The organism is Sphaerotilus hippei, from assembly GCF_003201595.1.
Lineage (GTDB): Bacteria > Pseudomonadota > Gammaproteobacteria > Burkholderiales > Burkholderiaceae_C > Sphaerotilus > Sphaerotilus hippei.
This window is the reverse complement of sequence record NZ_QJJS01000001.1, coordinates 1-24,390: the sequence shown is the minus strand read 5'-3', so window position 1 is coordinate 24,390 and position 24,390 is coordinate 1. Positions and strand designations below refer to the sequence as shown.

General features: G+C 69.0%; 22 protein-coding genes, 1 pseudogene, 1 riboswitch and 1 other annotated feature. Of the genes and pseudogenes, 16 read left to right on the top strand and 7 right to left on the bottom strand.

The genetic code is table 11. The features are described 5' to 3' along the window. The first annotated feature begins 3 nt into the window (after positions 1-3). The 5 genes from ppk2 (at position 4) to C7444_RS00095 (ending at position 5,511) form a co-directional block, all read left to right on the top strand. The gene (gene ppk2, locus C7444_RS00115) at positions 4-1,221 is read left to right on the top strand and encodes a polyphosphate kinase 2 (protein ID WP_245909336.1); all 1,218 of its coding nucleotides are present in this window, start codon (positions 4-6) and stop codon (positions 1,219-1,221) included. A gap of 127 nt (positions 1,222-1,348) precedes the next feature. Continuing rightward, positions 1,349-1,439, top strand: a riboswitch (S-adenosyl-L-homocysteine riboswitch). 104 nt (positions 1,440-1,543) lie between these two features. Beyond that, complete coding sequence (ahcY, locus tag C7444_RS00110) at positions 1,544-2,977, top strand: adenosylhomocysteinase (RefSeq protein ID WP_110398798.1); 1,434 nt, start codon at positions 1,544-1,546, stop codon at positions 2,975-2,977. A gap of 14 nt (positions 2,978-2,991) precedes the next feature. Next, entirely contained in the window at positions 2,992-3,801 is an 810-nt protein-coding gene (locus tag C7444_RS00105) for a TlyA family RNA methyltransferase (RefSeq protein ID WP_110398797.1), read from the top strand. Positions 3,802-3,844: 43 nt separating this feature from the next. Next, positions 3,845-4,702 carry a methylenetetrahydrofolate reductase [NAD(P)H] gene (gene metF / locus C7444_RS00100; protein ID WP_110398796.1) on the top strand — a complete coding sequence of 286 codons (858 nt, stop codon included), beginning with the start codon at positions 3,845-3,847 and terminating at the stop codon, positions 4,700-4,702. A 212-nt stretch (positions 4,703-4,914) separates the two neighbouring features. Then, on the top strand, positions 4,915-5,511 hold the full coding sequence (locus tag C7444_RS00095; RefSeq protein WP_110398795.1) for an OmpW/AlkL family protein: 597 nt from the start codon (positions 4,915-4,917) through the stop codon (positions 5,509-5,511). A 96-nt stretch (positions 5,512-5,607) separates the two neighbouring features. Here C7444_RS00095 and C7444_RS00090 read toward each other — a convergent pair whose 3' ends face one another. Then, a complete protein-coding gene (locus C7444_RS00090) occupies positions 5,608-6,204 on the bottom strand; it encodes a 5-formyltetrahydrofolate cyclo-ligase (RefSeq protein ID WP_110398794.1) in 597 nt (198 codons plus the stop codon). Positions 6,205-6,406: 202 nt separating this feature from the next. On the opposite strand from C7444_RS00090, the gene C7444_RS00085 reads away from it, so the two are divergent. Together C7444_RS00085 and C7444_RS00080 are read left to right on the top strand one after the other, a co-directional pair. Further along, the gene (locus C7444_RS00085; protein WP_245909335.1) at positions 6,407-8,479 is read left to right on the top strand and encodes a lytic transglycosylase domain-containing protein; all 2,073 of its coding nucleotides are present in this window, start codon (positions 6,407-6,409) and stop codon (positions 8,477-8,479) included. Continuing rightward, entirely contained in the window at positions 8,476-9,456 is a 981-nt protein-coding gene (locus C7444_RS00080; RefSeq protein WP_110398793.1) for a complex I NDUFA9 subunit family protein, read from the top strand. The genes C7444_RS00085 and C7444_RS00080 overlap by 4 nt, the downstream gene beginning before the upstream one ends. A 9-nt stretch (positions 9,457-9,465) precedes the next feature. Here C7444_RS00080 and C7444_RS00075 read toward each other — a convergent pair whose 3' ends face one another. Next, a complete protein-coding gene (locus C7444_RS00075) occupies positions 9,466-10,083 on the bottom strand; it encodes a PEP-CTERM sorting domain-containing protein (RefSeq protein ID WP_110398792.1) in 618 nt (205 codons plus the stop codon). 204 nt (positions 10,084-10,287) lie between these two features. Here C7444_RS00075 and C7444_RS00070 point away from each other — a divergent pair, with 204 nt between their 5' ends. Then, complete coding sequence (locus tag C7444_RS00070) at positions 10,288-11,544, top strand: multifunctional CCA addition/repair protein (RefSeq protein ID WP_110398791.1); 1,257 nt, start codon at positions 10,288-10,290, stop codon at positions 11,542-11,544. Here C7444_RS00070 and C7444_RS00065 read toward each other — a convergent pair. After that, positions 11,507-11,698 (bottom strand): DUF2905 domain-containing protein, encoded by a 192-nt coding sequence (locus C7444_RS00065; RefSeq protein ID WP_110398790.1) that lies wholly within the window; start codon positions 11,696-11,698, stop codon positions 11,507-11,509. The two genes, C7444_RS00070 and C7444_RS00065, sit on opposite strands and share 38 nt — an antisense overlap. Positions 11,699-11,720: 22 nt before the next feature. Next, the gene (locus tag C7444_RS00060; protein WP_375136893.1) at positions 11,721-12,860 is read right to left on the bottom strand and encodes a class I SAM-dependent methyltransferase; all 1,140 of its coding nucleotides are present in this window, start codon (positions 12,858-12,860) and stop codon (positions 11,721-11,723) included. A 14-nt stretch (positions 12,861-12,874) separates the two neighbouring features. Here C7444_RS00060 and C7444_RS00055 point away from each other — a divergent pair, with 14 nt between their 5' ends. The 4 genes from C7444_RS00055 to C7444_RS00040 are packed head-to-tail and all read left to right on the top strand — an operon-like array spanning position 12,875 to position 15,784. Then, positions 12,875-13,687 carry an SDR family oxidoreductase gene (locus C7444_RS00055; RefSeq protein ID WP_110398789.1) on the top strand — a complete coding sequence of 271 codons (813 nt, stop codon included), beginning with the start codon at positions 12,875-12,877 and terminating at the stop codon, positions 13,685-13,687. A gap of 10 nt (positions 13,688-13,697) precedes the next feature. Then, positions 13,698-14,069, top strand: coding sequence for a dihydroneopterin aldolase (locus tag C7444_RS00050; RefSeq protein WP_110398788.1), 372 nt, complete (start codon positions 13,698-13,700; stop codon positions 14,067-14,069). Between the two features lie 25 nt (positions 14,070-14,094). Next, on the top strand, positions 14,095-15,096 hold the full coding sequence (gene ttcA / locus C7444_RS00045; protein ID WP_110398787.1) for a tRNA 2-thiocytidine(32) synthetase TtcA: 1,002 nt from the start codon (positions 14,095-14,097) through the stop codon (positions 15,094-15,096). Between the two features lie 16 nt (positions 15,097-15,112). After that, positions 15,113-15,784, top strand: a complete 672-nt coding sequence (locus C7444_RS00040) for a DUF4136 domain-containing protein (protein ID WP_110398786.1) — start codon at positions 15,113-15,115, stop codon at positions 15,782-15,784. On the opposite strand, the gene C7444_RS00035 is transcribed toward C7444_RS00040, so the two are convergent. After that, a complete protein-coding gene (locus C7444_RS00035) occupies positions 15,765-16,700 on the bottom strand; it encodes a DUF6279 family lipoprotein (RefSeq protein ID WP_110398785.1) in 936 nt (311 codons plus the stop codon). The two genes, C7444_RS00040 and C7444_RS00035, sit on opposite strands and share 20 nt — an antisense overlap. A gap of 34 nt (positions 16,701-16,734) precedes the next feature. Here C7444_RS00035 and glmU point away from each other — a divergent pair, with 34 nt between their 5' ends. Next, positions 16,735-18,135, top strand: coding sequence for a bifunctional UDP-N-acetylglucosamine diphosphorylase/glucosamine-1-phosphate N-acetyltransferase GlmU (glmU, locus tag C7444_RS00030; protein WP_110398784.1), 1,401 nt, complete (start codon positions 16,735-16,737; stop codon positions 18,133-18,135). Positions 18,136-18,139: 4 nt separating this feature from the next. After that, positions 18,140-18,442: a hypothetical protein gene (locus C7444_RS00025; protein WP_110398783.1), complete on the top strand. Its 303-nt coding sequence runs from the start codon at positions 18,140-18,142 to the stop codon at positions 18,440-18,442. A 21-nt stretch (positions 18,443-18,463) separates the two neighbouring features. On the opposite strand, the gene C7444_RS00020 is transcribed toward C7444_RS00025, so the two are convergent. Beyond that, positions 18,464-18,940 (bottom strand): Lrp/AsnC family transcriptional regulator, encoded by a 477-nt coding sequence (locus tag C7444_RS00020; protein WP_110398782.1) that lies wholly within the window; start codon positions 18,938-18,940, stop codon positions 18,464-18,466. Positions 18,941-19,096: 156 nt separating this feature from the next. Between C7444_RS00020 and glmS the strand changes: the two genes are divergently transcribed. Further along, entirely contained in the window at positions 19,097-20,959 is a 1,863-nt protein-coding gene (gene glmS, locus C7444_RS00015; protein WP_110398781.1) for a glutamine--fructose-6-phosphate transaminase (isomerizing), read from the top strand. Positions 20,960-21,285: 326 nt separating this feature from the next. On the opposite strand, the gene C7444_RS00010 is transcribed toward glmS, so the two are convergent. Then, entirely contained in the window at positions 21,286-23,724 is a 2,439-nt protein-coding gene (locus C7444_RS00010; protein ID WP_146219317.1) for a hypothetical protein, read from the bottom strand. Between the two features lie 173 nt (positions 23,725-23,897). Between C7444_RS00010 and C7444_RS00005 the strand changes: the two are divergent. Beyond that, positions 23,898-24,390: pseudogene (locus tag C7444_RS00005) on the top strand (transposase); the annotation flags it as partial. Beyond that, positions 24,176-24,292: a sequence feature (AL1L pseudoknot), on the top strand. Its footprint overlaps the pseudogene before it by 117 nt.

Below are 24,390 nucleotides of genomic sequence, written 5' to 3'. Positions count from 1 at the left end.
CCGATGAAAGTGCCGCCCATGACCCAGGAATCCTCTTCTTCGTCCACGGTCCGCGCGCCGGGCTCGCCGGCGTCCAGGCCCGAGGGCCGGCGCCGACGCCCCCGGGCGGGCGAGCCGGTGGTCGGGGTCGGGCAGCCCGAGCATGCCGCCGGCGCCGCGGGCATCGAGCGCTACGAGGTGCAGGCCTCGCTGGAGGCCGCCCGCACCGTCCAGGCCATGGCGCTCAACGACGGCCTGGCCGAACGTGAGCGCGGCTCGATCAGCCAGGCCGCCTGGCTCGAGCAGGTGCGCACGCTGGCCGGAGGCGCTTCGCCCGACGACCTGAAGGCGCTGCGCCGCACGCTGTTCGCCCGCCCGGAGCAGGCCGGTGTGCCCGGGGTCGACCCGGACCTGGAGCTGTCGGCCGGCTGGCGCGAAGGGGCGTATCCGTACAGGAACCTGCTCAGCCGCAAGAGCTACGAGCGGCAGAAGTACCGCCTCCAGGTCGAGCTGCTCAAGCTGCAGGCCTGGGTCAAGGAGACCGGTGCGCGGGTGGTCATCCTGTTCGAGGGCCGTGACGCGGCCGGCAAGGGCGGCACGATCAAGCGTTTCATGGAGCACCTCAACCCGCGCGGCGCCCGCGTCGTCGCGCTCGAGAAGCCCAGCGAGGTCGAGCGTGGCCAGTGGTACTTCCAGCGCTACGTGCAGCACCTGCCCACCCGCGGCGAGATCGTCATGTTCGACCGCAGCTGGTACAACCGCGCCGGTGTCGAGCGGGTGATGGGCTTCTGCTCCGACGCCGAATACGACCAGTTCATGCGCGAGGCGCCCGAGTTCGAGCGCCACCTGGTGCGCAGCGGCATCCACGTCTTCAAGTTCTGGTTCTCGGTCAGCCGGGCCGAGCAGCGCCGCCGCTTCAAGGAGCGCGAGTGCCATCCGCTCAAGCAGTGGAAGCTCAGCCCGATCGACATGGCCTCGCTCGACAAGTGGGACGACTACACCCGGGCCAAGGAGGCGATGTTCCTCAACACCGACACGCCCGATGCGCCGTGGACGGTCATCAAGTCCAATTGCAAGAAGCGCGCACGGCTCAACGCGATGCGCTACGTGCTGCACCGCCTGGCCTATGCGCGCAAGGACCCGGCCACCATCGGCGCGGCCGACCCGCTGATCGTGGGGCGGCCCTCGCTGGTGCCGGGCGCCACCGACGACCAGCTGGCCGGGGGCTCGGCCGGCAGCTGAGCGACTTGAGCGGGGGGCCGCTCGAAAGACCGAGAATCGTGCGCCTGAGGCAAAGCCCGCAGGCGCCTGACGGACGAGGGGCCCGGCGCGGCGCCAGCCCGGACGGCTCTGGCTACAATCGCGCCTTGCGTCCGAGGAGCGTTGCAAGGCTGGTGCCGTCAGAGTGGCATCCACCCCAGGCTCGGACCCCTCCTTTCAGGCAACGGCGCTCACCCGCTCGCATCCACACGGCGAGGATCCGGGGTGAGCTCATGCCATCGGCATCGCCCCTGTCCCTTCCGTGCACGGCCCTGCGGGCGGCTCAATCTCTGGAGCTTGTCCGATGAACGCTGCCGTCAAAACCGTCCACGACCAGGATTTCCTGGTTGCCGATCTGTCCCTGGCCGACTGGGGTCGCAAGGAAATCCGCATCGCCGAGACCGAGATGCCCGGTCTGATGGCGATCCGCGAGGAGTTCGCCGCCAAGCAGCCGCTCAAGGGCGCGCGCATCACCGGCTCGCTGCACATGACGATCCAGACCGCCGTGCTGGTCGAGACGCTGCAGGCGCTGGGCGCCGACGTGCGCTGGGCCTCGTGCAACATCTTCTCGACCCAGGACCATGCCGCCGCCGCGCTGGTGGTCAAGGGCACGCCGGTGTTCGCCTACAAGGGCGAGACGCTGAAGGACTACTGGGACTACACCCATCGCATCTTCGAGTTCGGCGCGGCCGGCACCGAAGGCGAAGGCCCGAACATGATCCTCGACGACGGCGGCGACGCGACGCTGCTGATGCACCTGGGCCAGCGCGCCGAGCGCGACCCGAAGGTCATCGCCAACCCCGGCAGCGAAGAAGAGACCGAGCTGTTCGCCGCCATCAAGGCCAAGCTGGCGGTCGATCCGACCTGGTACAGCCGCAAGGCCGCGCAGATCATCGGCGTGACCGAAGAGACGACCACCGGCGTGCACCGCCTGAAGGAGATGAGCGCCGCCGGCACGCTGCTGTTCCGCGCCATCAACGTCAACGACTCGGTCACCAAGAGCAAGTTCGACAACCTCTACGGCTGCCGCGAATCGCTGGTGGACGGCATCAAGCGCGCCACCGACGTGATGATCGCCGGCAAGGTGGCGGTGGTGGCCGGTTACGGTGACGTGGGCAAGGGCTCGGCCCAGGCGCTGCGTGCGCTGTCGGCCCAGGTCTGGGTGACCGAGATCGACCCGATCAACGCGCTGCAGGCCGCGATGGAAGGCTACAAGGTCGTGACCATGGAGTGGGCCGCCGACAAGGCCGACATCTTCGTGACCACCACCGGCAACAAGGGCGTGATCCGCCACGAGCACATGGCGGCCATGAAGGACCAGGCCATCGTCTGCAACATCGGCCACTTCGACAACGAGATCGAGGTCGCCTCGCTCGCCGGCTACCAGTGGGAAGAGATCAAGCCGCAGGTCGACCACGTGATCTTCCCGGACGGCAAGCGCATCATCCTGCTGGCCAAGGGCCGCCTGGTGAACCTGGGCTGCGGCACGGGCCACCCGAGCTTCGTGATGAGCGCCTCGTTCGCCAACCAGACCATCGCGCAGATCGAACTGTTCTGCCATCCGGATGGCTACGACAATGGCAAGGTCTACGTGCTGCCCAAGCACCTCGACGAGAAGGTCGCCCGCCTGCACCTGAAGAAGGTCGGCGCGATGCTCACCGAGCTGACCGACGAACAGGCCGCCTACATCGGCGTGCCCAAGCAGGGCCCGTACAAGCCCGACACCTACCGCTACTGAGAAAGAACCCCTTCATGCGCATCGATCAGCTGATCGTTCAACTGGGCCTGGTCCCGACCCGCTCCGCGGCCCAGCGGCTGATCGAACGCAAGGCCGTTCGCTGGCTCGGCCCCAAGGGCTGGGCCGTGCCGTCGAAAGCCGGCGAGGACGTGCCCGAAGGGGCCACCGTCGAGGTCACCGACGACTCGGAGCTGCGCTTCGTGTCGCGTGGCGGCCTGAAGCTCGAGGGCGCGATCGCCCGCTGCGGCTTCGACGTGCGCGGCCGCACCTGCCTGGACGTGGGGCAGAGCACCGGCGGCTTCACCGACCTGCTGCTGCAGCAGGGCGCCACGAAGGTGGTCGGCCTCGACGTCGGCCACGGCCAGCTGGCCGCCAAGCTGCGCGAGGACGAGCGTGTCGTGAGCTTCGAGGGGGTCAATGCGCGGGATGTCGAAGGCACGGCCTTCGCCGAAGCCTGGCCGGTGGCCAGCTTCGGCTTCATCACCGCCGACGTTTCCTTCATCTCGCTCACCCACGTGCTGCCCACGCTGTTCGACTACCTGGCGCCCGATGGCGACCTGCTGGTGCTCGTCAAGCCGCAGTTCGAGCTGCAGCCCGAGCAGATCGGCAAGGGCGGCATCGTGCGCGACAAGGCGCTGTTCGCCGACGTCGAGACCCGCATCCGCCACACCTGCCGCGCCTGGCCGATGAAGGTGCACGGCTATTTCCAGAGCCCGATCACGGGTGGCAATGGCAACACCGAGTTCTTCCTGTGGGCGCGTCACCCCGAAGCCGGCGACAAGCCGATCGCCGCCTCGACGCCACCGAAGAAGCGCGCCGCCTGATGACTCCATCCGGCCCGCCGCGCCCGACCCAAACGGACCTGTCATGACCTTCACCGCCGCATCCGACGCCGCCCTGCCGCTGAGTCTGGAGTTCTTCCCGCCCAAGACCCCCGAGGGGGCCCTCAAGCTGGCCGCGACCCGCCAGGAGCTGTACGCGCTCAGCCCCCAGTTCTGCTCGGTGACCTACGGCGCCGGTGGCAGCACCCAGGACGGCACGCTGTCCACGGTGCAGGCCATCCTGGACGAGGGGCAGGCGGGCGCCTCGCACTTCACCTGCGTCGGGGCGACCCGCGAGTCGGTGCGCGACCGGCTGGCGCAGTTCCGCGCCATGGGCATGCGCCGCATCGTCGCGCTGCGCGGCGACCTGCCCAGCGGCTACGGCCAGATGGGCGAGTTCCGTTACGCCTCGGACCTGGTGGCCTTCATCCGCGCCGAGACGGGGGATCACTTCCACATCGAGGTGGCCGCCTATCCCGAGATGCACCCGCAGGCGCGCAGCCCGCAGGCCGATCTGCAGGCCTACGCGGCCAAGGTGCGCGCCGGGGCGGACTCGGCCATCACGCAGTTCTTCTTCAACTCGGACGCCTACTTCCGTTTTGTCGACGACGCGCTGGCGCTGGGCGTGGACATCCCGGTGGTGCCCGGCATCATGCCGATCACCAACTCCAGCGGCATCCTGCGCTTCGCCGACAGCTGCGGGGCGGAGATCCCGCGCTGGATGCGCCTGCGCCTGCAGGGCTTCGGGGACGACAGCGCCAGCATCAAGGCCTTCGGCCTCGAGGTCGTGACCGACCTGTGCGACCAGCTGCGCACGGCCGGTGTGCCCGCGCTGCACTTCTACACGATGAACAGCAGCGCCACGGTGCTGGAGATCTGCCGTCGCCTGAAGTGGTCCGCCTGAGCGGCGCCGGGGCGCACCACGCTGCAGGTGTGGTGCGCTCGCATCGTCACACTGTTGCTCGTTTGACTCATGTCAAGCGGCGACAGCCGCTGCCCTCAGGGCGCCGGCCGGTTTGAGGTCGCTCAAACGCAACAGGCTGTGGCGATCTTCCAATGGACTCCAGACCCGAGCGCACACGCCGGGCCGTGTTCAACCGACACAGGAGTCCCACCATGATCAAGAAGCTCTGCATCGCCGCCGCCGTCGCCGCCCTCGCCCCCGTCGCCATGGCCCAGTCGGCCGGTGACCTCGTGGTCCGTGCCCGCGCCGTGCACCTCGAAGCCGCGAACAACGACAGCATCGCGATCACCGATGTCACCATCAACAACAAGTGGATCCCTGAAGTCGACTTCACGTACTTCGTGACGCCGAACTTCGCCGCCGAGCTGATCCTGACCGTGCCCCAGAAGCAGAAGGTCTACTCGTCGGCCCACGGTGGCCAGATCGGCACCCTGAAGCACCTGCCGCCGACGCTGACCGCGCAGTACCACTTCACCGGCTTCGGTCCGGTCAAGCCCTACCTGGGCGCCGGCGTCAACTACACCCGCTTCTCCAGCGTGAACCTGCCGGCCGGCTTCTCGATCGAGAAGAACAGCTTCGGCCTGGCGCTGCAGGCCGGCGTCGACTTCGCCCTGACCAAGACCGTGTCGTTCAACATCGACGTCAAGAAGGTCCAGATCCGCACCGACCTGAGCGCCGGTGGCACCAACCTCGGCACCATCAAGGTCGACCCGACCCTGATCGGCATGGGCTTCGGCTACAAGTTCTGACCCAGGACCCGGGAGCACGCGCCTTCACGAGAGGCGCTCCCGTGGAGGAGACCCGGCCGCACCTTCCGTGCGGCCGTTGTCATTGGGGCCCGCGTTTCAGGCGTCGCGGTCCCAGATCACGCCTTCTTCGGTCAGCATCGCATCCAGCGGCACGTCGTGCGCCTCGGCCTCGAGCCAGGGGATGTAGCCATGGCCGTAGCCCACGCCCGCGGTGAAGGGCATCGGGCGCAGCGACGCGAGCGTGCGGTCGTAGAAACCGCCGCCATAACCCAGGCGCACGCCCCGGGGCCCGAAACCCACGCAGGGCACGAGCAGCAGCTCGGGGTGGAACTCCTCGGTGTCCTTGGGCTTGAGGATGCCGAACGCATCCTCCTCCATCGGGCAGCCCGGGTACCAGACATGGAAACGCAGCTGCTTGGTCATGCGGTCCATCACCGGCAGGCCCAGGCGGCGCTTCGGGTCGGCCTCGGCCCAGCGGTAGAGCGCGGGCAGGGCGTCGAACTCGCCCTTGATGGACCAGAAGGCCCCGATGGTGCTCTCCTTGCGCGACAGCAGCCACACCATCAGCACTTCCTGCAGGTGCACCGATCGCTGGTGGCGATCGTTCATGGCCATGCGCTCGGCCTGCAGCTGCTTGCGCAGCGTGGCCTTGTCGCGGGGGGGCTCAGGCAGCTTGAAGGGGGGCAGGTTCATGGCTGAGGCAGACGATCGCAGCGGGGATCCTGCATTGTGCTTGCCCGGCCTTGCCGGGGCAAATGGCTCGGGCAAAGGAGAACAAGGCCCGCGGGCGCACCGGCCCGTTGCGTGCCTTCGCGCAAGACGGCGTGCCAGGGCGTACGCTACGAGGTGGATCGAACCGCCGCACCTCGGGTGCGGCCCTGCTGGAAGACACGACATGTCCTTGAAGAACACGCTCTGGAAGCAGGCGCTGCGTCCTGCCCTGGGGCTGAGCCTGATGCTGATGACGGCGGCCCTGCCGGCCGCGACGCCCGAGGCCGATCGCCCGGCGCCCGCCTGGAGCCAGGCCGAGCAGAAGCTGCTCGACGCCCGGGTGCTCGAAGCCCGCGAGGCGCTGCGCCGCAAGGACCGCGCGCGCCTGCAGCTCGAGCGTGACGCGCTCGTCGCCGCCCGCCATCCGCTGGCCCAGTGGGCCGACTACTGGGAGCTGAGCAGCCGCCTCGACACCGCGACCCAGCCCGAGCTCGAGGCCTTCTATGCACGCTGGCCCGCCAGCTACGTCGAGGACCGGCTGCGCAACGACTGGCTGCTCGAGCTGGGCAAGCGCCGCGACTGGAGCAACCTGGCGCTCGAGTACCCGCGTTTCCGCATGAACGACGACCGCGAGGTCAGCTGTTATGCGCTGCTGCTGCGCCACCAGGCCGGCGAGGACGTGCTGGCCGCGGCCCGCGAGCTCTGGCTGGGCCCGCGCGATGCGGACAGCGGCTGCTCCCTGCTCGCCACCACGCTCTACGAGGCGCGCCGGCTGACACCGGCCGATGCCTGGCTCAAGGCCCGCCAGTCGACCGAGCTGAACCGCAGCCGTGCCGTGCGCCAGGCGGTCGGCCTGATCGACGAGGCCATGGCTCGCCGGGAACTGGGGCCGCTGCTCGAGCAGCCCGGCCCCTGGCTGAGCCGCCGGGCGACCGACACGGCCTCGGGCGCGCCGGCCGATCTGGTGGCGCTGGCGCTGATCCGCCTGGCCGCCAGCGACCCGTCGGCCGCGGCCCAGCAGCTCGACGGCCGCTGGCTGTCCGAGCTCACCCCCGAGGCGCAGGCCTGGGTCTGGGCCTCGATCGCCCGCCAGGCGGCGACCCGCCTGCAGCCCGAGGCCGATCGCTGGTTCCAGCGCGCCGCGCGGGTGCCCGGCGCCGTGCCGGCCGACTGGGGCGACGAGACGCAGGCCTGGCGGGTGAGGGCGGCGCTGCGTGCCGGTGATGCGGCGCGCTGGCAGCGCGTGCTGGCCGGCATCGCGGCGATGAGCGCCTCCGCGCAGGCCGACCCGACCTGGGTCTACTGGAAGGCCCGTGCGCTGAACGCCTCCGCCGAGGCGGGTGCCGCCGGCGACGGCCAGCGCATGGCCGCCCAGCTGCTGCAGGAGCGGCTGGCGCCGCAGTTCCATTTCTACGGCAAGCTCGCCTCCGAGGAGCTGGGCCGGTCACAGCTGCTGCCGCCGCGTCCGGCGCCGCTGACGGCCGCCGAGCGTGAGCTGGCGGCCCGTTCGCCCGGCCTGTCGCGGGCGCTGGCGCTGATCGACCTGGGCCTGCGCAACGAGGGCGTGCGCGAATGGAACTACGGCCTCCGCGGCCTGACCGACCGTGAACTGCTGGCCGCCGCCCAGCGGGCCTGTGACCGCGAGGTCTGGGACCGCTGCATCAACACCAGCGAGCGCACCCGCCAGGAGGTCGACATGGCCCAGCGTTTCCCGACGCCGTTCCGAGCCGAGGTGCTGGCCGTCACCGGCGAGATCGGGCTGGATCCGGCCTATGTCTACGGCCTGATCCGCCAGGAGTCGCGTTTCATCATGGACGCCCGCTCCAGCGTCGGCGCCTCCGGGCTGATGCAGATCATGCCGGCGACGGCCAAGTGGACCGCCAAGCGCATGGGCCTGAACTACAGCGCCGAGCAGATCACCGACCGCCAGCTCAACCTGCGCCTGGGCACCGGCTACCTGAAGCTGGTGCTCGACGATTTCGAGGGTTCGCAGGCGATGGCCGCGGCCGCCTACAACGCCGGGCCGAACCGGCCCCGCCGCTGGCGCGAGGGCCCGCCGACGGAGCTGGCCGCCTGGGCCGAGAACATCCCGTTCCAGGAAACCCGCGACTACGTCAAGAAGGTGCTGTCCAACGCCAGCTACTACGCGGCGGTGATGGGCGGCCAGAGCGTGGCCACCCTCAAGCCGCGCCTGCAGCCCGTGCTGGTGGGTCCCAAGGTGCCGGGAGCGCCGGCGGATCGCAAGGAGCTGCCATGACGATCTGCCACCGCGGGCACCGCCGCATCCTGGTGCTGGGAGGAACCGGCTTTGTCGGCCGCAGCTTCGTGGCCCGCTGGCTGGCCGACATCGGTCCGGGCACCACGCTGGTCGTGCCCAGCCGCCACGCCGCCCGTGCCCGCGCGCTGGCCAGCCTGCCTGGGGTGGAGCTGGTGCAGGCCGACGTGCACGATCCGGCCCGCCTGGCGGCGCTGGTGGCGGGCTGTGACGCGGTGGTCAACCTGATCGCCGTGCTGCATGGCAGCGCGGCCCGCTTCGAGCGGGTGCATGTCGAGCTGGCGCAGCAGATCGGCGCCGCCTGCCGGCGGGCCGGGGTGCGCCGGCTGGTCCACGTCAGCGCGCTGGGGGTGCCGGTGGAGGGGTCGGCCAGTGCCCCGTCGAACTACCTGCGCAGCAAGGCCCGCGGCGAGCAGGCGCTGCGCGCCAGCGGGCTGGACCTGACGGTGCTGCGTCCGAGCGTGATCTTCGGTGCCGAGGACCGGTTCCTGAACCTGTTCGCCCGGCTGCAGGCGCTGGCGCCGATGCTGCCGCTGGCGGGGGCGCACGCACGTTTCCAGCCGGTCTGGGTGGAGGACGTGGCGCAGGCGCTGGTGAACAGCCTGCGCGACGACCGCTGCATCGGCCGGACCTTCGAATGTGCCGGACCCGAGGTGCACACGCTGGCCGAGCTGGTGCGCCTGGCCGGCGCCTGGAGTGGCCACCGCCGCCTGATCGTGCCGCTGCCGGAATGGGCCGGCCGGCTGCAGGCGCTGGTGCTGGGCTGCCTGCCGGGCGAGCCGCTGATGTCGGCCGACAACCTGGCCTCGATGCGCGTGCCCAACGTCGCCAGCGGCACCGTGGCCGGCCTGGCGGAGCTGGGCATCACGCCCGCCGCGCTGTCGGTGGTGATGCCGCCGCTGCTGTCGGGCGGGCCGGGCAGCGAGGACCTGCGGCGCGCCCGAGCCCGGCGCGGCTGATCCGGCGTGTCAGGCGGCGGGGCGCTGGCGGCGTCGGTGGGCGACCAGGCCGGTCGCCCCCAGGCCGGCCAGCATCATCATCAGCGTGCTCGACTCGGGCACGGGTGCGGCCGTGGCCGAGATCTCGAGCCGGTAGTACCAGCCGGTGTCGAGGCCGCCGCTGTCGAACGGCGAGATGCCCGGGCTGTAGCCGGCCACCGCGGTCTTGAAGGTGCCCGGCAGACTCAGCGTATAAGTACTCGAAATGGTATCGACCAGATCGCTGTTCTCGCTGGAATAGGTCAGCAGATTGAATCCGTTGAACAAACCCAGCACGCCATTGGCCGCACCATTGTCGAAGGTGTCGATGAAATTGGCGTTCGTGTATTCCTTCAGCGTCAGGTTCAGCAGCAGGGCTTCGCTGGTGATGAAGGAATAGAAGTCGGGGCTGCTGGCACCGATGTATCCGGTGATGGTCAGGGTATCCCCGGCCGCCAGCGGACCGACGAGCTCCGGCGTGCCGATGCTGTTGCTGTTGCCGCCTGGAAGGGTTTCCAGTTCGGTATACGTGAATACTCCCGCGTGGACATTGGCAGCCGTCATGGCCATGGCGGCTGCCAATGTGAGCAGTCTTGAATGAGCGTGCATGTCGATAACTCCCGGAGTGGTCGTGGGCCTGATGGGCGTGGTGGGAGGACGGTGACGAGTCCCGGTCGGATGTCCCGTACGCTTGTAGGGCCGCGCATTCCTCCGGGGGAATTAGACCGCGGGTATTCAAAACGATGTGGATGGATCTCGGGCAAACCCTCGATTCGAGCGTGGTGAGGGATGCCCTGAAAGCGAAAAACGAACATGAAAACCTATCTGGTGGGTGGTGCGGTACGTGACCGTTTACTTGGGCGCCCGTCCGGGGACCGTGATTGGGTGGTGGTCGGTGGTTCGCCCGATCAAATGGTGCTAGCGGGTTTCACGCCGGTCGGCATCGATTTCCCGGTGTTCCTGCACCCCCGCACCCGCGAGGAGTACGCGTTGGCCCGCACCGAGCGCAAGACCGCACCGGGTTACCGGGGTTTCGATTGCCACGCCGGGCCGGAGGTGACGCTCGAGGAGGATCTCGGTCGCCGCGACCTGACGATCAACGCGATGGCCGAGGACGAGCACGGCACGGTCATCGATCCCCATGGCGGTCAGGCCGACCTGCGGGCCGGGGTGCTGCGCCATGTCGGTCCGGCCTTCGTCGAGGACCCGGTGCGCATCCTGCGGCTGGCCCGCTTCGCCGCCCGCTTCGGTGACTTCGACGTGGCGCCCGAGACACTGGCGCTGTGCCGGCGCATGGTCGATCAGGGCGAGGTCGACGCGCTGGTGCCCGAGCGGGTCTGGCAGGAGCTGTCGCGGGGCCTGATGGAGGCGCATCCACAGCGCTTCTTCGAGGTGCTGCGGGCCTGCGGGGCGCTGGCCCGGCTGCTGCCCGAGGTCGAGCGGCTGTTCGGCGTGCCCCAGCGGGCCGAGTACCACCCCGAGATCGACACCGGCGTGCACGTGATGATGGTGCTGCAGATGGCGGCCCGGCTCGGGGCGTCGCTGCCGGTGCGTTTTGCCTGCCTGACCCACGACCTGGGCAAGGGCACGACCCCGGCGGAGCTGCTGCCGCGCCACCTCGGCCACGAAGGCCGCAGCGCGGCGCTGCTCGGGCCGCTGGCGCAGCGCCTGCGGGTGCCGGTCGAGTGCCGCGAGCTGGCCGATCTGGTCGCGCGTGAACACGGCAATGTGCACCGCTGCACCGGGCTGGGCGCGGCGGCGCTGGTGCGGTTGCTCGACCGCTGCGACGCCTGGCGGCGGCCGGAGCGGTTCGAGGCCATGCTGCTGGCCTGCGAATGTGACGCCCGGGGGCGCCTGGGCCTGGAGGACGAACCCTACGACGCCGCGCCGCTGCTGCGTGGTGCGCTGGCCCAGGCCAGCGGGCTCGAGGCATCGGCCGTCACGGCGGCGGCCCTGGCGCGCGGGCTCAGGGGGCCGGCGGTGGGGCAGGCGCTGCACCAGGCCCGGGTGGAGGCCGTGGCGGCCGGGTCGCTCACAGCCAGCGCGCCACCACCATCGTCAGCAGGCTGATCAGCACGCTGGAGCCGAACGGGAAGAACCATTCCCGCCCGGCGAAGCGGAAGCTGAAATCCCCCGGCACCCGGCCCAGCCCCAGCTTGGCGAGCACCTCGCGCAGGCCGTTGAAGACGATGAACGCGAAGGTGAAGACGATGAGCCAGCGCATGGTGCCGATCGTGCCGAGGGGGTCAGAGCGTGTGCGAGCGGTCACCGGCGGCAAAGCCCAGCGCGTCGAACTCGCCGCCGCCCGGGGCCAGGCCGACCACCTTGAACAGCTCGCCCATCTCGTGCTCGGTGATGAGCTTCTGCGCGTGGGCCAGCGTGCGCACGTCCCCGCGGGCGTGCGCGGCGGCCAGGTCGTCGGCCAGGCCGCAGTTGAGCAGGAAGCGGCCCTGGCTGGTGTAGCCGAGCACGTCCATGCCGGCGTCCTGCGCCGTCACCGCGATGGCGGTGAAGTCGACGTGGGCGGTGATGTCCTTCAGGCCGACCTCGACCAGCGGGTCGGTGTCGGCCTGGTGGCTGCGGTGGCACATCAGCGTGCCGCCGGTGCGCTGCGGGTGATAGAACTCGTGTTCGGGGAAGCCGTAGTCGATGAAGAAGGCCGCGCCCTGCCGCAGCCGTCCGGCCAGCGTCCGGATGAAGGCGCTGCCCTGGCGGGGCAGCTCGATCACGGTGCCGGGCACGAAGCCGGTCTCCAGCGGCGGGCGCAGGTCGGTCGGTCGGTCGGCCCAGGTGAAACCGGCCGCCCCCTCGGGGTCCGCCAGGGCCACGCCACGCTGGAACCAGCTCGAGCCGTCCCAGTGCAGCAGCGCCACCGGCATCGCGTCGAGCACCTCGTTGCCCACCACGACACCGGCGATCTGCTCGGGCAGCTCGTCCGCCCAGTGCAGCTTGGCCACGTGAGCGGGCACTCGCTGTTCCGCTGTCTGGCGCTGGCGCTCGCGCAGCGTGGCCGACAGGTCGACGATGGTGTAGCGATCGATGCGCTCGCCCAGCGCTTCCAGCAGCTGGGCCGCCAGCGCCCCGGAGCCGGCGCCGAACTCCCAGACCTCGCGGGTGCCGCTGAGCTCCAGCGCCTGCGCGACCTGGCGGGCCAGCGCCCGGCCGTAGAGCGGGGACAGCTCCGGCGCGGTGATGAAGTCGCTGCCGTCGGCCGGCAGGCTGCCGAACTGGCGGTCGTCGCGGCTGTAGTAACCCAGGCCGGGGGTGTAGAGGGCCATCGCCATGAAGGGCTCGAAGCCGATCCACCCGCCCTGGCGGCGGATTTCGGCGGCGATGAGGTCGGCCAGCGGGGTGCTGGCTACACTGCTTGTCTTTTGGGCATTCACCCCTCCAGTTTCCCATGACCTCGACCCCGACGCCTGAAGGCGCGTGTGCCACGCCCGTGCGGCCCGTCGTGCTGGTGACGGGCGCGGCCCGGCGGCTGGGCCGCGAGATCGCCCTCGACCTGGCGCGCCACGGCCACGACGTCGTGGTGCACTACCGCCATTCCGAGGCCGAGGCGCTGGCCACCGTGGCCGACCTGCAGGCGCTGGGTGCGCGGGCCTGCGCCTTGCCGGCCGACCTGGCCGACGAGGCGGCCTGCCGGGCGCTGCCGCCGCGGTGCGTGGCGGCGCTGGGCCGGCTCGACGCGGTGGTGCACAGCGCCTCGACCTTCGAGTTCGACGACGTGCGCAGCTTCAGCTACGCGATGCTCGAGCGCCACCTGCGCGCCAACACCGCCCCGGCCATCGTGCTGGCCCAGGCGCTGGCCGAGCAGCGTGACGCCCAGCCGCCGCTGCCGGGCGAGCCGCCCGCGGTCGTGGTCAACCTGCTGGACCAGAAGCTCTGGAACCCCAACCCCGACTTCTTCAGCTACACGCTCTCGAAGGCGGCGCTGGAGTCGGCCACCACGCTGCTGGCGCTGGCGCTGGCGCCCCGCGTGCGCGTGGCCGGCGTGGCGCCGGGCCTGACGCTGACCAGCGAGTGGCTGCAGGGCGAGAAGTTCGAGGCCCTGCACCGCAGCGCCGGCCTGCTCGGTCGTTCGTCGACCGCGGAGGATGTCGCCCGCACCGTGCGTTTCGTGATCGAGACCCGCTCGATCACCGGCACGACGCTGCTCGTCGACGCCGGCCAGCACCTGCGCCGATTCGAGCGCGATTTTTCGTTGATGTGAGCCCCTGACGATGTCCACCACCCGCGGCACCCAGATCCTGACCCTGACCGGCCTGCGCTTTGACGCCAGCCTCGGCGTGCTCGAGCACGAGAAGGCCGCGCCGCAGCCCATCGCGGTCGACGCCGAGCTCAACCTCGGCACCCAGCCGCTGACCCCGGCGGACGACGACATCCACCACGTGCTCGACTACCGCCGGGTGCGCAGCATCATCATCGAGGAGTGCACCGCCCGGCACGTCAACCTGCTCGAGAGCCTGATCGGCAAGGTCGCGGCCCGGCTGATGGACCTGCCCGGCGTGCTGGGCGTGCGCGTGCGCATCGCCAAGCTCGAGATCTTCGATGACTGCGAGGTCGCGATCCGGGTCGAGACCGGCCAGTGGTGAAGCCTTGAACCCCGACAATCCCGCCATGAACACCGCTCTTTCCGCCGATCCGTCCGAGACCCCGTGCGAGCCGCAGGCCGCCGCCGGGACCGCCCAAGCACCCGGCCGCTCCGCCGAGCAGCGTGCCGCGCACGAGACCAACAAGCTCAGCAAGCGCCTGCACCGCCAGGTGGGCGCGGCGATCACCGACTACAACATGATCGAGCAGGGCGACAAGGTCATGGTCTGCCTGTCGGGGGGCAAGGACAGCTACGGCCTGCTCGACATCCTGCTGTCGCTGCGCCAGCGTGCGCCGATCGACTTCAGCATCGTCGCGGTCAACCTCGACCAGAAGCAGCCGGGCTTCCCGGACCACATCCTGCCGGCCTACCTGAAGGGCCTGGGCGTGGACTTCCACATCGAGAACCAGGACACCTACAGCATCGTCAAGCGCCTGATTCCCGAGGGCAAGACGATGTGCAGCCTGTGCTCGCGCCTGCGCCGCGGCATCCTCTACCGCGTGGCCGACGAGCTGGGGGCGAACAAGATCGCGCTGGGCCACCACCGCGACGACTTCCTCGGCACCATCTTCCTGAACATGTTCTTCGGCGGCAAGCTCAAGGGCATGCCGCCCAAGCTGGTCAGCGACGACGGCCGCCACACGGTGATCCGCCCGCTGGCCTACGTGGCCGAGACCGACCTCGAGCGCTGGGCCGAGCACCGCCAGTTCCCGATCATCCCGTGCAGCCTGTGCGGCAGCCAGGAGAACCTGCAGCGCGTGCAGATCAAGAACATGCTGCGCGAATGGGACCGCAAGCATCCGGGCCGCATCGACAACATGCACCGTGCGTTCTCCCAGGTCGTGCCCTCGCACCTGATGGACCGCCAGCTGTTTCCCTTCGAGACCATCGTGCCCACCGGCCTGGCCGACCCGGCCGGTGACAAGGCCTTCGACGAGGACGAGGACGAGACCTGCGCCACCCCGACCCCGGCCCCCCTGGGCGAGGTCGCGGTACCGATGGAGTTCGTGCGCCGACCCAGGGATTGACCTCAAGGAGACGACCATGACCCGCACCGAGCTGTCGCTGACCGGAGCCGTGGCGTCGGCCACCGGCGCATCGCCGTCGCCGCCGCGTCGCCGGCTGCTGGCGCTGGGCGTGGCCACGCTGGCGGGTTCGGTGCTCGGGGGCTGCGCCGCCCTCAGGCAGGTCAGCATGTCGGTCGGCACCTTCGGCCGGTGGCCGGCCGGACGTGCGCCGGGGCGCTGGGCCTTCGACCGCCTGCCGTCTCAGGCGCAGGGCGGTGCCGCGCGTGACCGGCTGGAGCTGCTCGCCGGCCCCTCGCTCGAGAAGGTCGGTTTCAGTCCGGCCCGCTCGGCCGACGCGGCCGACGTGCTGGTGCAGCTCGACTGGCGCGAGGGCCGCATGGTCGACCCCGCCCACGAGCAGGGCTGGCCGGCGCCGGGCTGGCGCGTGGGCATCGGCTACGGCGGGCGTTCGCGCGGGGCCGTCGGTCTCGGCTGGGGCTGGGGGCCGTCCGATCCGGTCCGCGACGAGCAGGAGCTGCGCCTGCTGCTGATCGACCGGGCCTCCCGCCAGGTGCTGGTCGAGGTGCGGGTGCGCCACGAGGGCCGCGTGGCCGGCGACGACATGCTGCCGCTGATGCTCGATGCGGCGCTGCAGGGTTTTCCGGACCTGCCCGCGGGCGAGCGCCGCGTCACCGGGATGTTGCCGTAGCAGCCGCTTTCATCGGCAGGAAGCCGCGCAGGTCCTGCGCCCAGCCCCGCAGCACCCCCTGCGCATGGCGGCGCTGCTCGGTGCTGGTGCGGTTGTGCAGGTCGGCGGCCAGCGAGCACTGCGCGGTGCTCAGCTCGTCCAGATGGGCCTGCGTCTGCGGGTCGACCGGGCGGGTGGCGCGCAGCAGCCACTGGTTCAGCACCTCGCGCTGCTGCAGCGGCGTCATCTCCGTGCCCTGCAGCAGCCGGAAGGTGTCGACGGTGTCCCCGGCGCGCCGCTGCCGCTCCAGCAGCCAGCGCTCCGGATCCCAGGGCGAGTTGCGCAGCCGCTCGGCGAGGAAACGCTTCTGCCCGGCGTCGAGGCGGCCGTAGAGCATCTGCGCACGATCGACCACCTTCTCCAGCGCCGCGGCCCGGCGCTCGGCCGGATCGGGCTGCAGGTTCTGCTCGCGCCAGTCCTCGTCCTGCTCGGCGAACCGGTGGCGCAGGTGCTGCAGCTGCTGCGGGCTCAGCTGCGACACCAGCTCGGCCACCGCCGGCAGGGCCTGCTGCGCATACAGGTCACGGCGCTTCTGGGCCGTGCGCAGCCAGTGGCAGGCCTGGGTGCTGCCCCCGTCGAGCTCGATCTCGCGGGCGGCCTGCTCGAGCAGGCGCACGTCCTCGCCCAGCTGGGTCTGGCGATGCCAGTCGAACCAGCGTTCCAGCGCCTGCCGCACCGCGGGGGTCTGGCTGGCGTCGAAGTCGACGTAGCGGTCCAGCCACCAGTAGGCGAGGGTGCTGCCCTGGCTGTAGCCCAGGCGCAACGTGCTGCAGCCGGCCAGCAGCGTCACGCCCAGCAGTGCCGCGATCGCCCGTCGCTTCCAGCGGCCGTCACCGGTCGGACGGGTCGGGCTGTCGATAATCGGCTGTAGTTGCATCCGCTTTCCAGAACCATCCAGAGAGAACACGTTCATGGCACTCGACATCGTCATCATGGCCGCCGGCAAAGGCACGCGGATGAAGTCCGCCCGTCCGAAGGTGCTGCACACCCTGGCCGGACGCGCCCTATTGCAGCATGTTCTCGACACCGCTGCCGGCCTGGGGGCGCAGCGCCTGATCACCGTGACCGGCCATGGTGCCGATCTTGTCGAGCGCGCCATGCGTGCGGCCCTGCCCGAGGCGCCCTTGCATTTCGTGCGCCAGGAGCCGCAGCTGGGCACCGGCCACGCCGTGCAGCAGGCCGTGCCCGCGCTGGGCGAGCAGGGCACGACGCTGATCCTCAACGGCGACGTGCCGCTGGTGCGGGCCGAGACCGCCCGGGCGCTGCTGGCCGCCTGCGGGGGCGAGCGCCTGGCGCTGCTGACCGTGCAGCTGGCCGACCCGACCGGCTACGGCCGCATCGTGCGCGACGCCTCCGGCGAGCGCGTGCTCGCCATCGTCGAGCACAAGGACGCCAGCGAGGCGCAGCGCGCCATCCGCGAGGGCTACACCGGCATGATGGCCGTGCCCACGGCGATGCTGCGGCGCTGGCTGGCCGCGCTGCGCAACGACAACGCGCAGCAGGAGTACTACCTGACCGACATCGTCGCGATGGCCGAGGCCGATGGCGTGCCCGTGGTCGCCACGCTGGCCGGCAGCGAGACCGAGGTGCTCGGCGTCAACAGCCCGCTGCAGCTGGCCGACCTGGAGCGGCGCCACCAGCGCCAGGTCGCCGACGCGCTGATGGAGGCCGGCGTGCGCCTGGCCGATCCGGCCCGCCTGGACGTGCGCGGCGCGCTGACCTGCGGCCGTGACGTCGCCATCGACGTCAACTGCGTCTTCGAAGGCACGGTCGCCCTGGGCGACGACGTGAGCATCGGCGCGAACTGCGTCATCCGCAACGCCTCGATCGCCGCCGGTGCCGTCATCCACCCCTTCACCCACATCGACGGCGAGGCGCTGGGCGTGACCGTCGGCGAAGGCTCGCTGATCGGCCCGTTCGCCCGCCTGCGCCCCGGCGCGACGCTGGGCGCGGGCGTGCACATCGGCAACTTCGTCGAGGTCAAGAACTCCACGCTGGCCGACGGCGCCAAGGCCAACCACCTGGCCTACCTGGGCGACGCCACGGTCGGCGAGCGGGTCAACTACGGCGCGGGCAGCATCACCGCCAACTACGACGGTGCCAACAAGCACCGCACCGTCATCGGCGCCGACGTGCACGTGGGCTCCAACTGCGTGCTGATCGCCCCGATCACCATCGGCGAAGGCGCCACCATCGGCGGCGGCTCGACCCTGGGCAAGGACGCGCCGGCCGGCCAGCTCACCGTGGCGCGGGCCAAGCAGCTCAGCCTGGCCGGCTGGAAGCGCCCGGTCAAGGCGCCCAAGGCGGGCTGAAGCCTTGAACCCCCGGCACGGCCCGCCGCTCGACCCCACGCACTACGCGGTGCTGGGCCTGGCCGAGGACGTCACCGCCACCGAGCTGGCCGCGCTGGCCGGGCGGCCGGCGCCCGCCGACGAGGCCGCCCGCCTCGCGCTGGCGGTGCTGGCCGACGGCCGCCGCCGCCAGGTCTACGACCGTTACCTGCGCCGCGAACGGACGGCCATCACCCGCGCGGTCCGGCGCCGGCGCCTGCTGCGCCTGGCCGCGGTGGCGTGCGTGCTGGCGCTGCTGGCCGCACTGGTCGGCGGCCTGCGGGCCTGAGCCCGCCCGCCAGGACGGGGCTCAGGCGCCCGGCAGGCTGATCCGGGTGTGGTGGCGCGCCCGCCGCACGCTGAAGAAGCTGCGCACGTTGCGCACCCGCGCGTCCTGCGTCAGCAGGCGCTGGCACAGCCCGTCGTAGGCCGCCATGTCCGCCACCTGCACGATCAGCACGAAGTCCGGCCCGCCCTGGGTCCGGTAACACTGCTGCACCCCCGGCTCGCCCAGCACCCGCTGCTCGAAGGCCCCCAGCGTGTCCACGTTCTGGATGTCCAGCGTCACCTCCAGGATCGCCGTCAGCCCGTGGCCCAGCGCCTCGGGCGACAGGATGGCCACCGTGCGCTCGATCACGCCCGCCTCGACCAGCCGGCGGATGCGGCGCAGGCTGGTGGCCGGCGACACATGCGCCGCCTCGGCCAGCTGCTGGTTGGTGCGGCTGGCGTCACGCTGCAGTTCGTCGAGCAGCCGCAGGTCGATCGCATCCAGTTCCGGCTTGTTCATGTGATGGATGATTTCATCAGATCAGCTTCCAAGAAATGAATGCTCATGCTGGCTGAAACGTCGAATTTTCCATCGCAAATGACGATATCCAGGTGTTTTATTTCAGCCGGTCCTGCTTAGCATTCCGGCCATCACGAACCTTCGGAGGTGTGCTTCATGTGTGGCATCGTCGGCGCCGTCAGTCAGCGCAACATCGTTCCCGTCCTGATCCAGGGCCTGCAGCGCCTCGAGTACCGGGGTTACGACTCCTGCGGCGTCGCCGTGCACCAGGGGGGCGAACTGCGCCGCTCGCGCAGCACCGACCGGGTCGCCGAACTGGGCACGCTGGTCGACCATGACGGCGTCGAAGGCCGCATCGGCATCGCCCACACCCGCTGGGCCACCCACGGCGTGCCGGCGGTGCACAACGCCCACCCGCACTTCTCGCACGGCCCCGGCGCCGACGCGATGAGCCAGCGCCCCGGCCGCATCGCGCTGGTGCACAACGGCATCATCGAGAACCACGACGAACTGCGCGCCGCGCTGCGCGCCCGCGGCTACGAGTTCGTCAGCCAGACCGACACCGAGGTCATCGCCCACCTGATCGACTCCTGCTACCAGGACGACCTCTTCGACGCCGTGCAGCGCGCCATCCCGCAGCTCAAGGGCGCCTACGCCATCGCCGTGTTCTGCCGCGAGGAGCCGCAGCGCGTGGTCGGCGCGCGCCTGGGCTCGCCGCTGGTGCTGGGCGTGGGGCAGGGCGAGAACTTCTTCGCCTCCGACGCCATGGCGCTGGCCGGCGTCACCGACCAGATCGTCTACCTGGAGGACGGCGACGTCGTCGACCTGCAGCAGACCCGCTACTGGATCACCGCCATGGCCGCCGACGGCAGCCGCACGCCGGTCGAGCGGCCGGTGCGCACCGTGCACGCCCACAGCGGCGCGGCCGAGCTCGGCCCCTACCGCCACTACATGCAGAAGGAGATCTTCGAGCAGCCGCGCGCCATCGGCGACACGCTCGAAGGCGTGCAGGCCATCACCCCCGAGCTCTTCGGCGACGGCGCCCACGGCGTCTTCAAGGCCATCGACAAGGTCCTGATCCTGGCCTGCGGCACCAGCTCCTACGCCGGCCTGACCGCCAAGTACTGGCTCGAATCCATCGCCCGCATCCCGACCCAGGTCGAGATCGCCAGCGAATACCGCTACCGCGACAGCGTGCCCGACCCGGCCACGCTGGTCGTCACCATCACCCAGAGCGGCGAGACCGCCGACACGCTGGCCGCCCTCAAGCACGCCCGCGGCCTGGGGATGGAACACACGCTGACCATCTGCAACGTCGCCACCAGCGCCATGGTGCGCGAGTGCAAGCTCGCCTACATCACGCGCGCCGGCGTCGAGATCGGCGTGGCCTCCACCAAGGCCTTCACCACCCAGCTCGCCGGCCTGTTCCTGCTGACGCTGGCGCTGGCGCAGTCGCGGGGCCGCCTGAGCGAGGCCGAGGAGCAGGCCCACCTCAAGGCCATGCGCCACCTGCCCGTCGCCCTGCAGGCCGTGCTGGCGCTGGAGCCCCAGGTCATCGCCTGGGCCGAGGACTTCGCCAGCAAGGAGAACGCGCTCTTCCTCGGCCGCGGCCTGCACTACCCGGTCGCGCTCGAAGGCGCGCTCAAGCTCAAGGAAATCAGCTACATCCACGCCGAGGCCTACCCCGCCGGCGAGCTCAAGCACGGCCCGCTGGCGCTGGTCACCGCCCAGATGCCGGTGGTCACCGTCGCCCCCAACGACGCCCTGCTCGAGAAGCTCAAGAGCAACATGCAGGAAGTGCGCGCCCGCGGCGGCCAGCTCTACGTCTTCGCCGACAGCGACACCCGCATCGAGAGCGAGCCCGGCGTGCACGTCATCCGCCTGCCCGAGCACTACGGCCCGCTCAGCCCCATCCTGCACGTCGTCCCGCTGCAGCTGCTGGCGTACCACACCGCCTGCGCCCGCGGCACCGACGTGGACAAGCCGCGCAACCTGGCGAAGAGCGTGACGGTGGAGTGAGCCGCGGATCGGGCGGTGACTGGTGTTCTTTGCCATTAATGTCTGAGACAGCGCATTAAAGTCTGAGACGGCGCATCAATGTCAGAGACATGATCGGGTCACTGAGGGTTTTGCTCTCTGCACTGATTTGCAGTGTCGCCTCGATGGCCCGCAAAAGGCTCGTAGTGGGTAGGCCGAATGACCGCGCTGACTAGGCAGCGGACAGCGGTTCGCCATCTCCATGTAAGCAATCATGTCGCTGAACCGTCACTAGTGAGGTCCAGGGTTGATTTAGCTACCGTGTCAAATTCGTTGTGAAGCGCGCCTGCATTTTTCTGCGGTTAGTTTCAATAGCGAGCTTCTTCCGGTAGCCAACGCCTTTCGAATCGTGTGAGCTCGCTCAGAAATTTGTTCTGGAAGCTGTCCTTCGGGGCGGACCTCCGAGCGGCCTCAACGGCAACTCTGGCCGTCGCAAAGTCCGGCTTTGCCGCGTAGACATAGGCGTAGGCCTTCTGCATTTCGCAGAGATGCTTAGGCTTGCCATGCTTGGCCGCAAGGTTGAGCTCCGAGATGGACTCGTCTGTTTGGCCCGCCCGGCTGTGAATCATTCCCTTTGTGAAATGAACTTCAGGGTCGCTTGGTTCTAATTGGACAGCGCGCGAGGCCTTCAGCATGGCGTCCTCAAACCGCCTCATGCGCATGAGGCAGTATGCATATCGATCAAACAGCCACCCGTTCTCGGGGTCTTCCAACTCCGCAAGTTCGTAATACTCCAAAGCTCTCACAGGATCGCCGTCAGTGAACCACTTCCATGCCGCACGCGCCGCAGGTACTCGGAAGGCCTTGAAGTTACGGTCTTTGACCTTGACGTTTGCGCTCTTGATGAACTCCGTGTAGCGGCGACGCACCCACTCGACATCCTCATCGGTGGGCGTAGACACGCCGCCGATCATCTCCGATCGCTCAACGCAATAGTTATGGAACTCCGGGTTGAATGAGAAGTAAAGGGCGCCCGCAGTTCGCGAGACTACACCGATGCCGCGGCTCTCCTCAATGGCCTCACTTGCCGCCGAGACTGACACTTCGGCTCGCTGGCAGCACAGCTGCATCAAGAATTGATCCAGCGTGTCCGCTATGCGGCTCATAAGCAACAGCACACGCCGCAGGCTGGGAGCCAGGCGCGCCCAAGCATCGTCGTACAGGAACTGGCCGAGGTCGCGGCGTTGCATGCGCTGCACACGCGTAAAGGCGGCCTCAAGACCTACGCCTACGCCGGCCGCAGCCTGTGCGAATACCTCCAGAGCGATGGGCTTGTTGACGAGCTGGCCAGAGTACTTCTTGAGTGTGGGGATGCCAGCCTGCAAGATTGAGTTGCAGCGCAACATCTCTGCACGCTTCTTCAGGAACTCCGCGCCCTCGTCATCGGACCATCCTTCGATCTGAATGGGAAGGGCTTCTATTTGCTCTCTGCGTCGCGAAGTCAAGACAACCTTGCCCACACGCCGCGATAGCTCGTTTATCTGCGAGGCAAGTGACTCGATGTCCGCAGTACTCCTGGCCATCGTCTCAGTGTTGTCGAGAATGATCAAATGCTGATCGCGGCTGACCTTCATCTCCGCCAGAAGTCCTCCGAGCTTTTGAATCACCTCCTTAGGTTCTTTGCCAAACCATGACCGGTCTAGCGCAGGCGTCGTGAGCATACGCGCTATATCGAGCGCCACGTCGGCCACACCAATGTCCTGGGCCGATATATGTTCCAAACCATCGATTCCCCAACGAGTCTTCTTCGCCGTATAAAACGTGATGATCTCGGGGCGCCACTGAACGGGGGTGCTTCCGTCCAGGAGGCGATGCAGAAATTCGACGACAAGGGTTGTCTTGCCAACGCCGCCGTCCCCCCACACCATGCATTTCCTAGAGTCGGAGTCGTCCATCCATTGGGCCAGAGATGAAAGCTCTTTAGCGCGACCGGTGAAGACCTTCTCTGTTGCCAGACGATCGGGGATATAGACAAGCGGACGCCAGGAATCAGACCAAGTGGGCTGACAAAAGGCATATTCCGGCACTGCGGCTTTCGGCAGGTCCAGGAGAATGTTCGGCACCTCAAATGAGATTTCCCCTCTGGTCAGGGACGTTTTCTGAACCTGCGCGTCGACCAGAAGACGTCCTGCGCTAACCCTGCTGAGGCGGCGATAACAGATTGGGTGGCCGTCGCTTAGCTTTAGAGTGGCAAGCCCAACGGGGGGCTTGCCGTCAATTTCCGGCAGGCTTAGTTGGCCCGTTTCCTTGTTGGCCACGGGTATGAGGCGCTCCACGCCCTGCAGCAGCGCACGCAGCACGGCGATGTCGGCTTCGGGGGTGTAATCGCCTGGCAGGCCGTGCCCCTCTGCGCCGTCGTTGCGGGAACGGACGAAGGCACGCAAGACCGTCTCGAGGTTGGCTGAAGCTGCGGTGGCCAACGAGCGCAACTCAGGCGGCAGTTTCTGCTGCATCCAGAACGGCCTACCAGCAGAGCGCCAGTCCAGGTTTTCCGCTGCTACCAGTAGCTGGGATAACAGATCGATCAAAGCTCCGTCCGATGGCGCGGTGAAAGCACTGACGTCGACCGGCGAGTATCGAGCGAGTTGATCAGGGTGCTCTCGCAAGTGGCTTGAAAGCCACTCGCCCAGAGTCACGCAAGCATGCTGCATGATGATTCGATAAAGGCCGAGCGTCGCACTTCTTACGTGTGCTGGGTCTTTCAACTTCTCGGCGTCTTTGATTCGCGCATCCAGCAATCGCAGCATTCATCCCTCTCAGCGTTCTACTTGGCGAGCGCGCATAGCTCCTGCGCGGTCCCGCTGTCCCTAGCTCCGCGCATCATGCGCTCAAGAAGTCTACTGCGCCATTTTTTTCGCCGTCAGCTACCGTGAACCGGCCCGGGAATTGTGGAGGCTCCAACCTTTGAGAAGATGGAGCCATGAACAAGTCGAACAAGTTCTCACCTGAGGTCCGCGAGCGCGCGGTGCGCCTGGTGCTGGAGCACCGGGGGGAGTACCCCTCGCTGTGGCTGGCGATCGAGTCGATTGCTCCGAAGATCGGGTGTGTGCCGCAGACGCTGCTGACCTGGGTCAAGCGCCACGAGATTGACTCCGGCGTGCGTGAAGGCGTGACCACAAGCGAGGCCATGCGCGTCAAGGAACTCGAGCGCGAGGTCAAGGAACTGCGCCGGGCCAACGAGATCCTGAAGGTGGCCAGCGCGTTTTTCGCCCAGGCGGAGCTCGACCGCCGATTCAAGTCCTGAGGGCGCTGATCGACGAGCACCGGGATACGTTCGGGGTCGAGCCGATCTGCAAGGTTCTGCAGATTTCCCCGTCCGGATATCGCCGGCATGCAGCGCTTCAGCGCGAACCGCACAGGCGCTGTGCGCGAGCCCGGAGCGACGATGTGCTGGCCCCTGAGATCCAACGGGT

Coding starts and splice junctions, on each gene's coding strand:
- C7444_RS00055 (WP_110398789.1), top strand. CDS start 12,875: ATGACCTCGACCCCGACGCCTGAAGGCGCGTGTGCCACGCCCGTGCGG.
- C7444_RS00085 (WP_245909335.1), top strand. CDS start 6,407: ATGTCCTTGAAGAACACGCTCTGGAAGCAGGCGCTGCGTCCTGCCCTG.
- C7444_RS00035 (WP_110398785.1), bottom strand. CDS start 16,700: ATGCAACTACAGCCGATTATCGACAGCCCGACCCGTCCGACCGGTGAC.
- metF (WP_110398796.1), top strand. CDS start 3,845: ATGACCTTCACCGCCGCATCCGACGCCGCCCTGCCGCTGAGTCTGGAG.
- C7444_RS00050 (WP_110398788.1), top strand. CDS start 13,698: ATGTCCACCACCCGCGGCACCCAGATCCTGACCCTGACCGGCCTGCGC.
- C7444_RS00065 (WP_110398790.1), bottom strand. CDS start 11,698: ATGCGCTGGCTCATCGTCTTCACCTTCGCGTTCATCGTCTTCAACGGC.
- C7444_RS00010 (WP_146219317.1), bottom strand. CDS start 23,724: ATGCTGCGATTGCTGGATGCGCGAATCAAAGACGCCGAGAAGTTGAAA.
- C7444_RS00070 (WP_110398791.1), top strand. CDS start 10,288: ATGAAAACCTATCTGGTGGGTGGTGCGGTACGTGACCGTTTACTTGGG.
- ahcY (WP_110398798.1), top strand. CDS start 1,544: ATGAACGCTGCCGTCAAAACCGTCCACGACCAGGATTTCCTGGTTGCC.
- C7444_RS00105 (WP_110398797.1), top strand. CDS start 2,992: ATGCGCATCGATCAGCTGATCGTTCAACTGGGCCTGGTCCCGACCCGC.
- C7444_RS00075 (WP_110398792.1), bottom strand. CDS start 10,083: ATGCACGCTCATTCAAGACTGCTCACATTGGCAGCCGCCATGGCCATG.
- C7444_RS00095 (WP_110398795.1), top strand. CDS start 4,915: ATGATCAAGAAGCTCTGCATCGCCGCCGCCGTCGCCGCCCTCGCCCCC.
- ppk2 (WP_245909336.1), top strand. CDS start 4: ATGAAAGTGCCGCCCATGACCCAGGAATCCTCTTCTTCGTCCACGGTC.
- C7444_RS00020 (WP_110398782.1), bottom strand. CDS start 18,940: ATGAACAAGCCGGAACTGGATGCGATCGACCTGCGGCTGCTCGACGAA.
- C7444_RS00090 (WP_110398794.1), bottom strand. CDS start 6,204: ATGAACCTGCCCCCCTTCAAGCTGCCTGAGCCCCCCCGCGACAAGGCC.
- C7444_RS00080 (WP_110398793.1), top strand. CDS start 8,476: ATGACGATCTGCCACCGCGGGCACCGCCGCATCCTGGTGCTGGGAGGA.
- glmS (WP_110398781.1), top strand. CDS start 19,097: ATGTGTGGCATCGTCGGCGCCGTCAGTCAGCGCAACATCGTTCCCGTC.
- C7444_RS00040 (WP_110398786.1), top strand. CDS start 15,113: ATGACCCGCACCGAGCTGTCGCTGACCGGAGCCGTGGCGTCGGCCACC.
- glmU (WP_110398784.1), top strand. CDS start 16,735: ATGGCACTCGACATCGTCATCATGGCCGCCGGCAAAGGCACGCGGATG.
- ttcA (WP_110398787.1), top strand. CDS start 14,095: ATGAACACCGCTCTTTCCGCCGATCCGTCCGAGACCCCGTGCGAGCCG.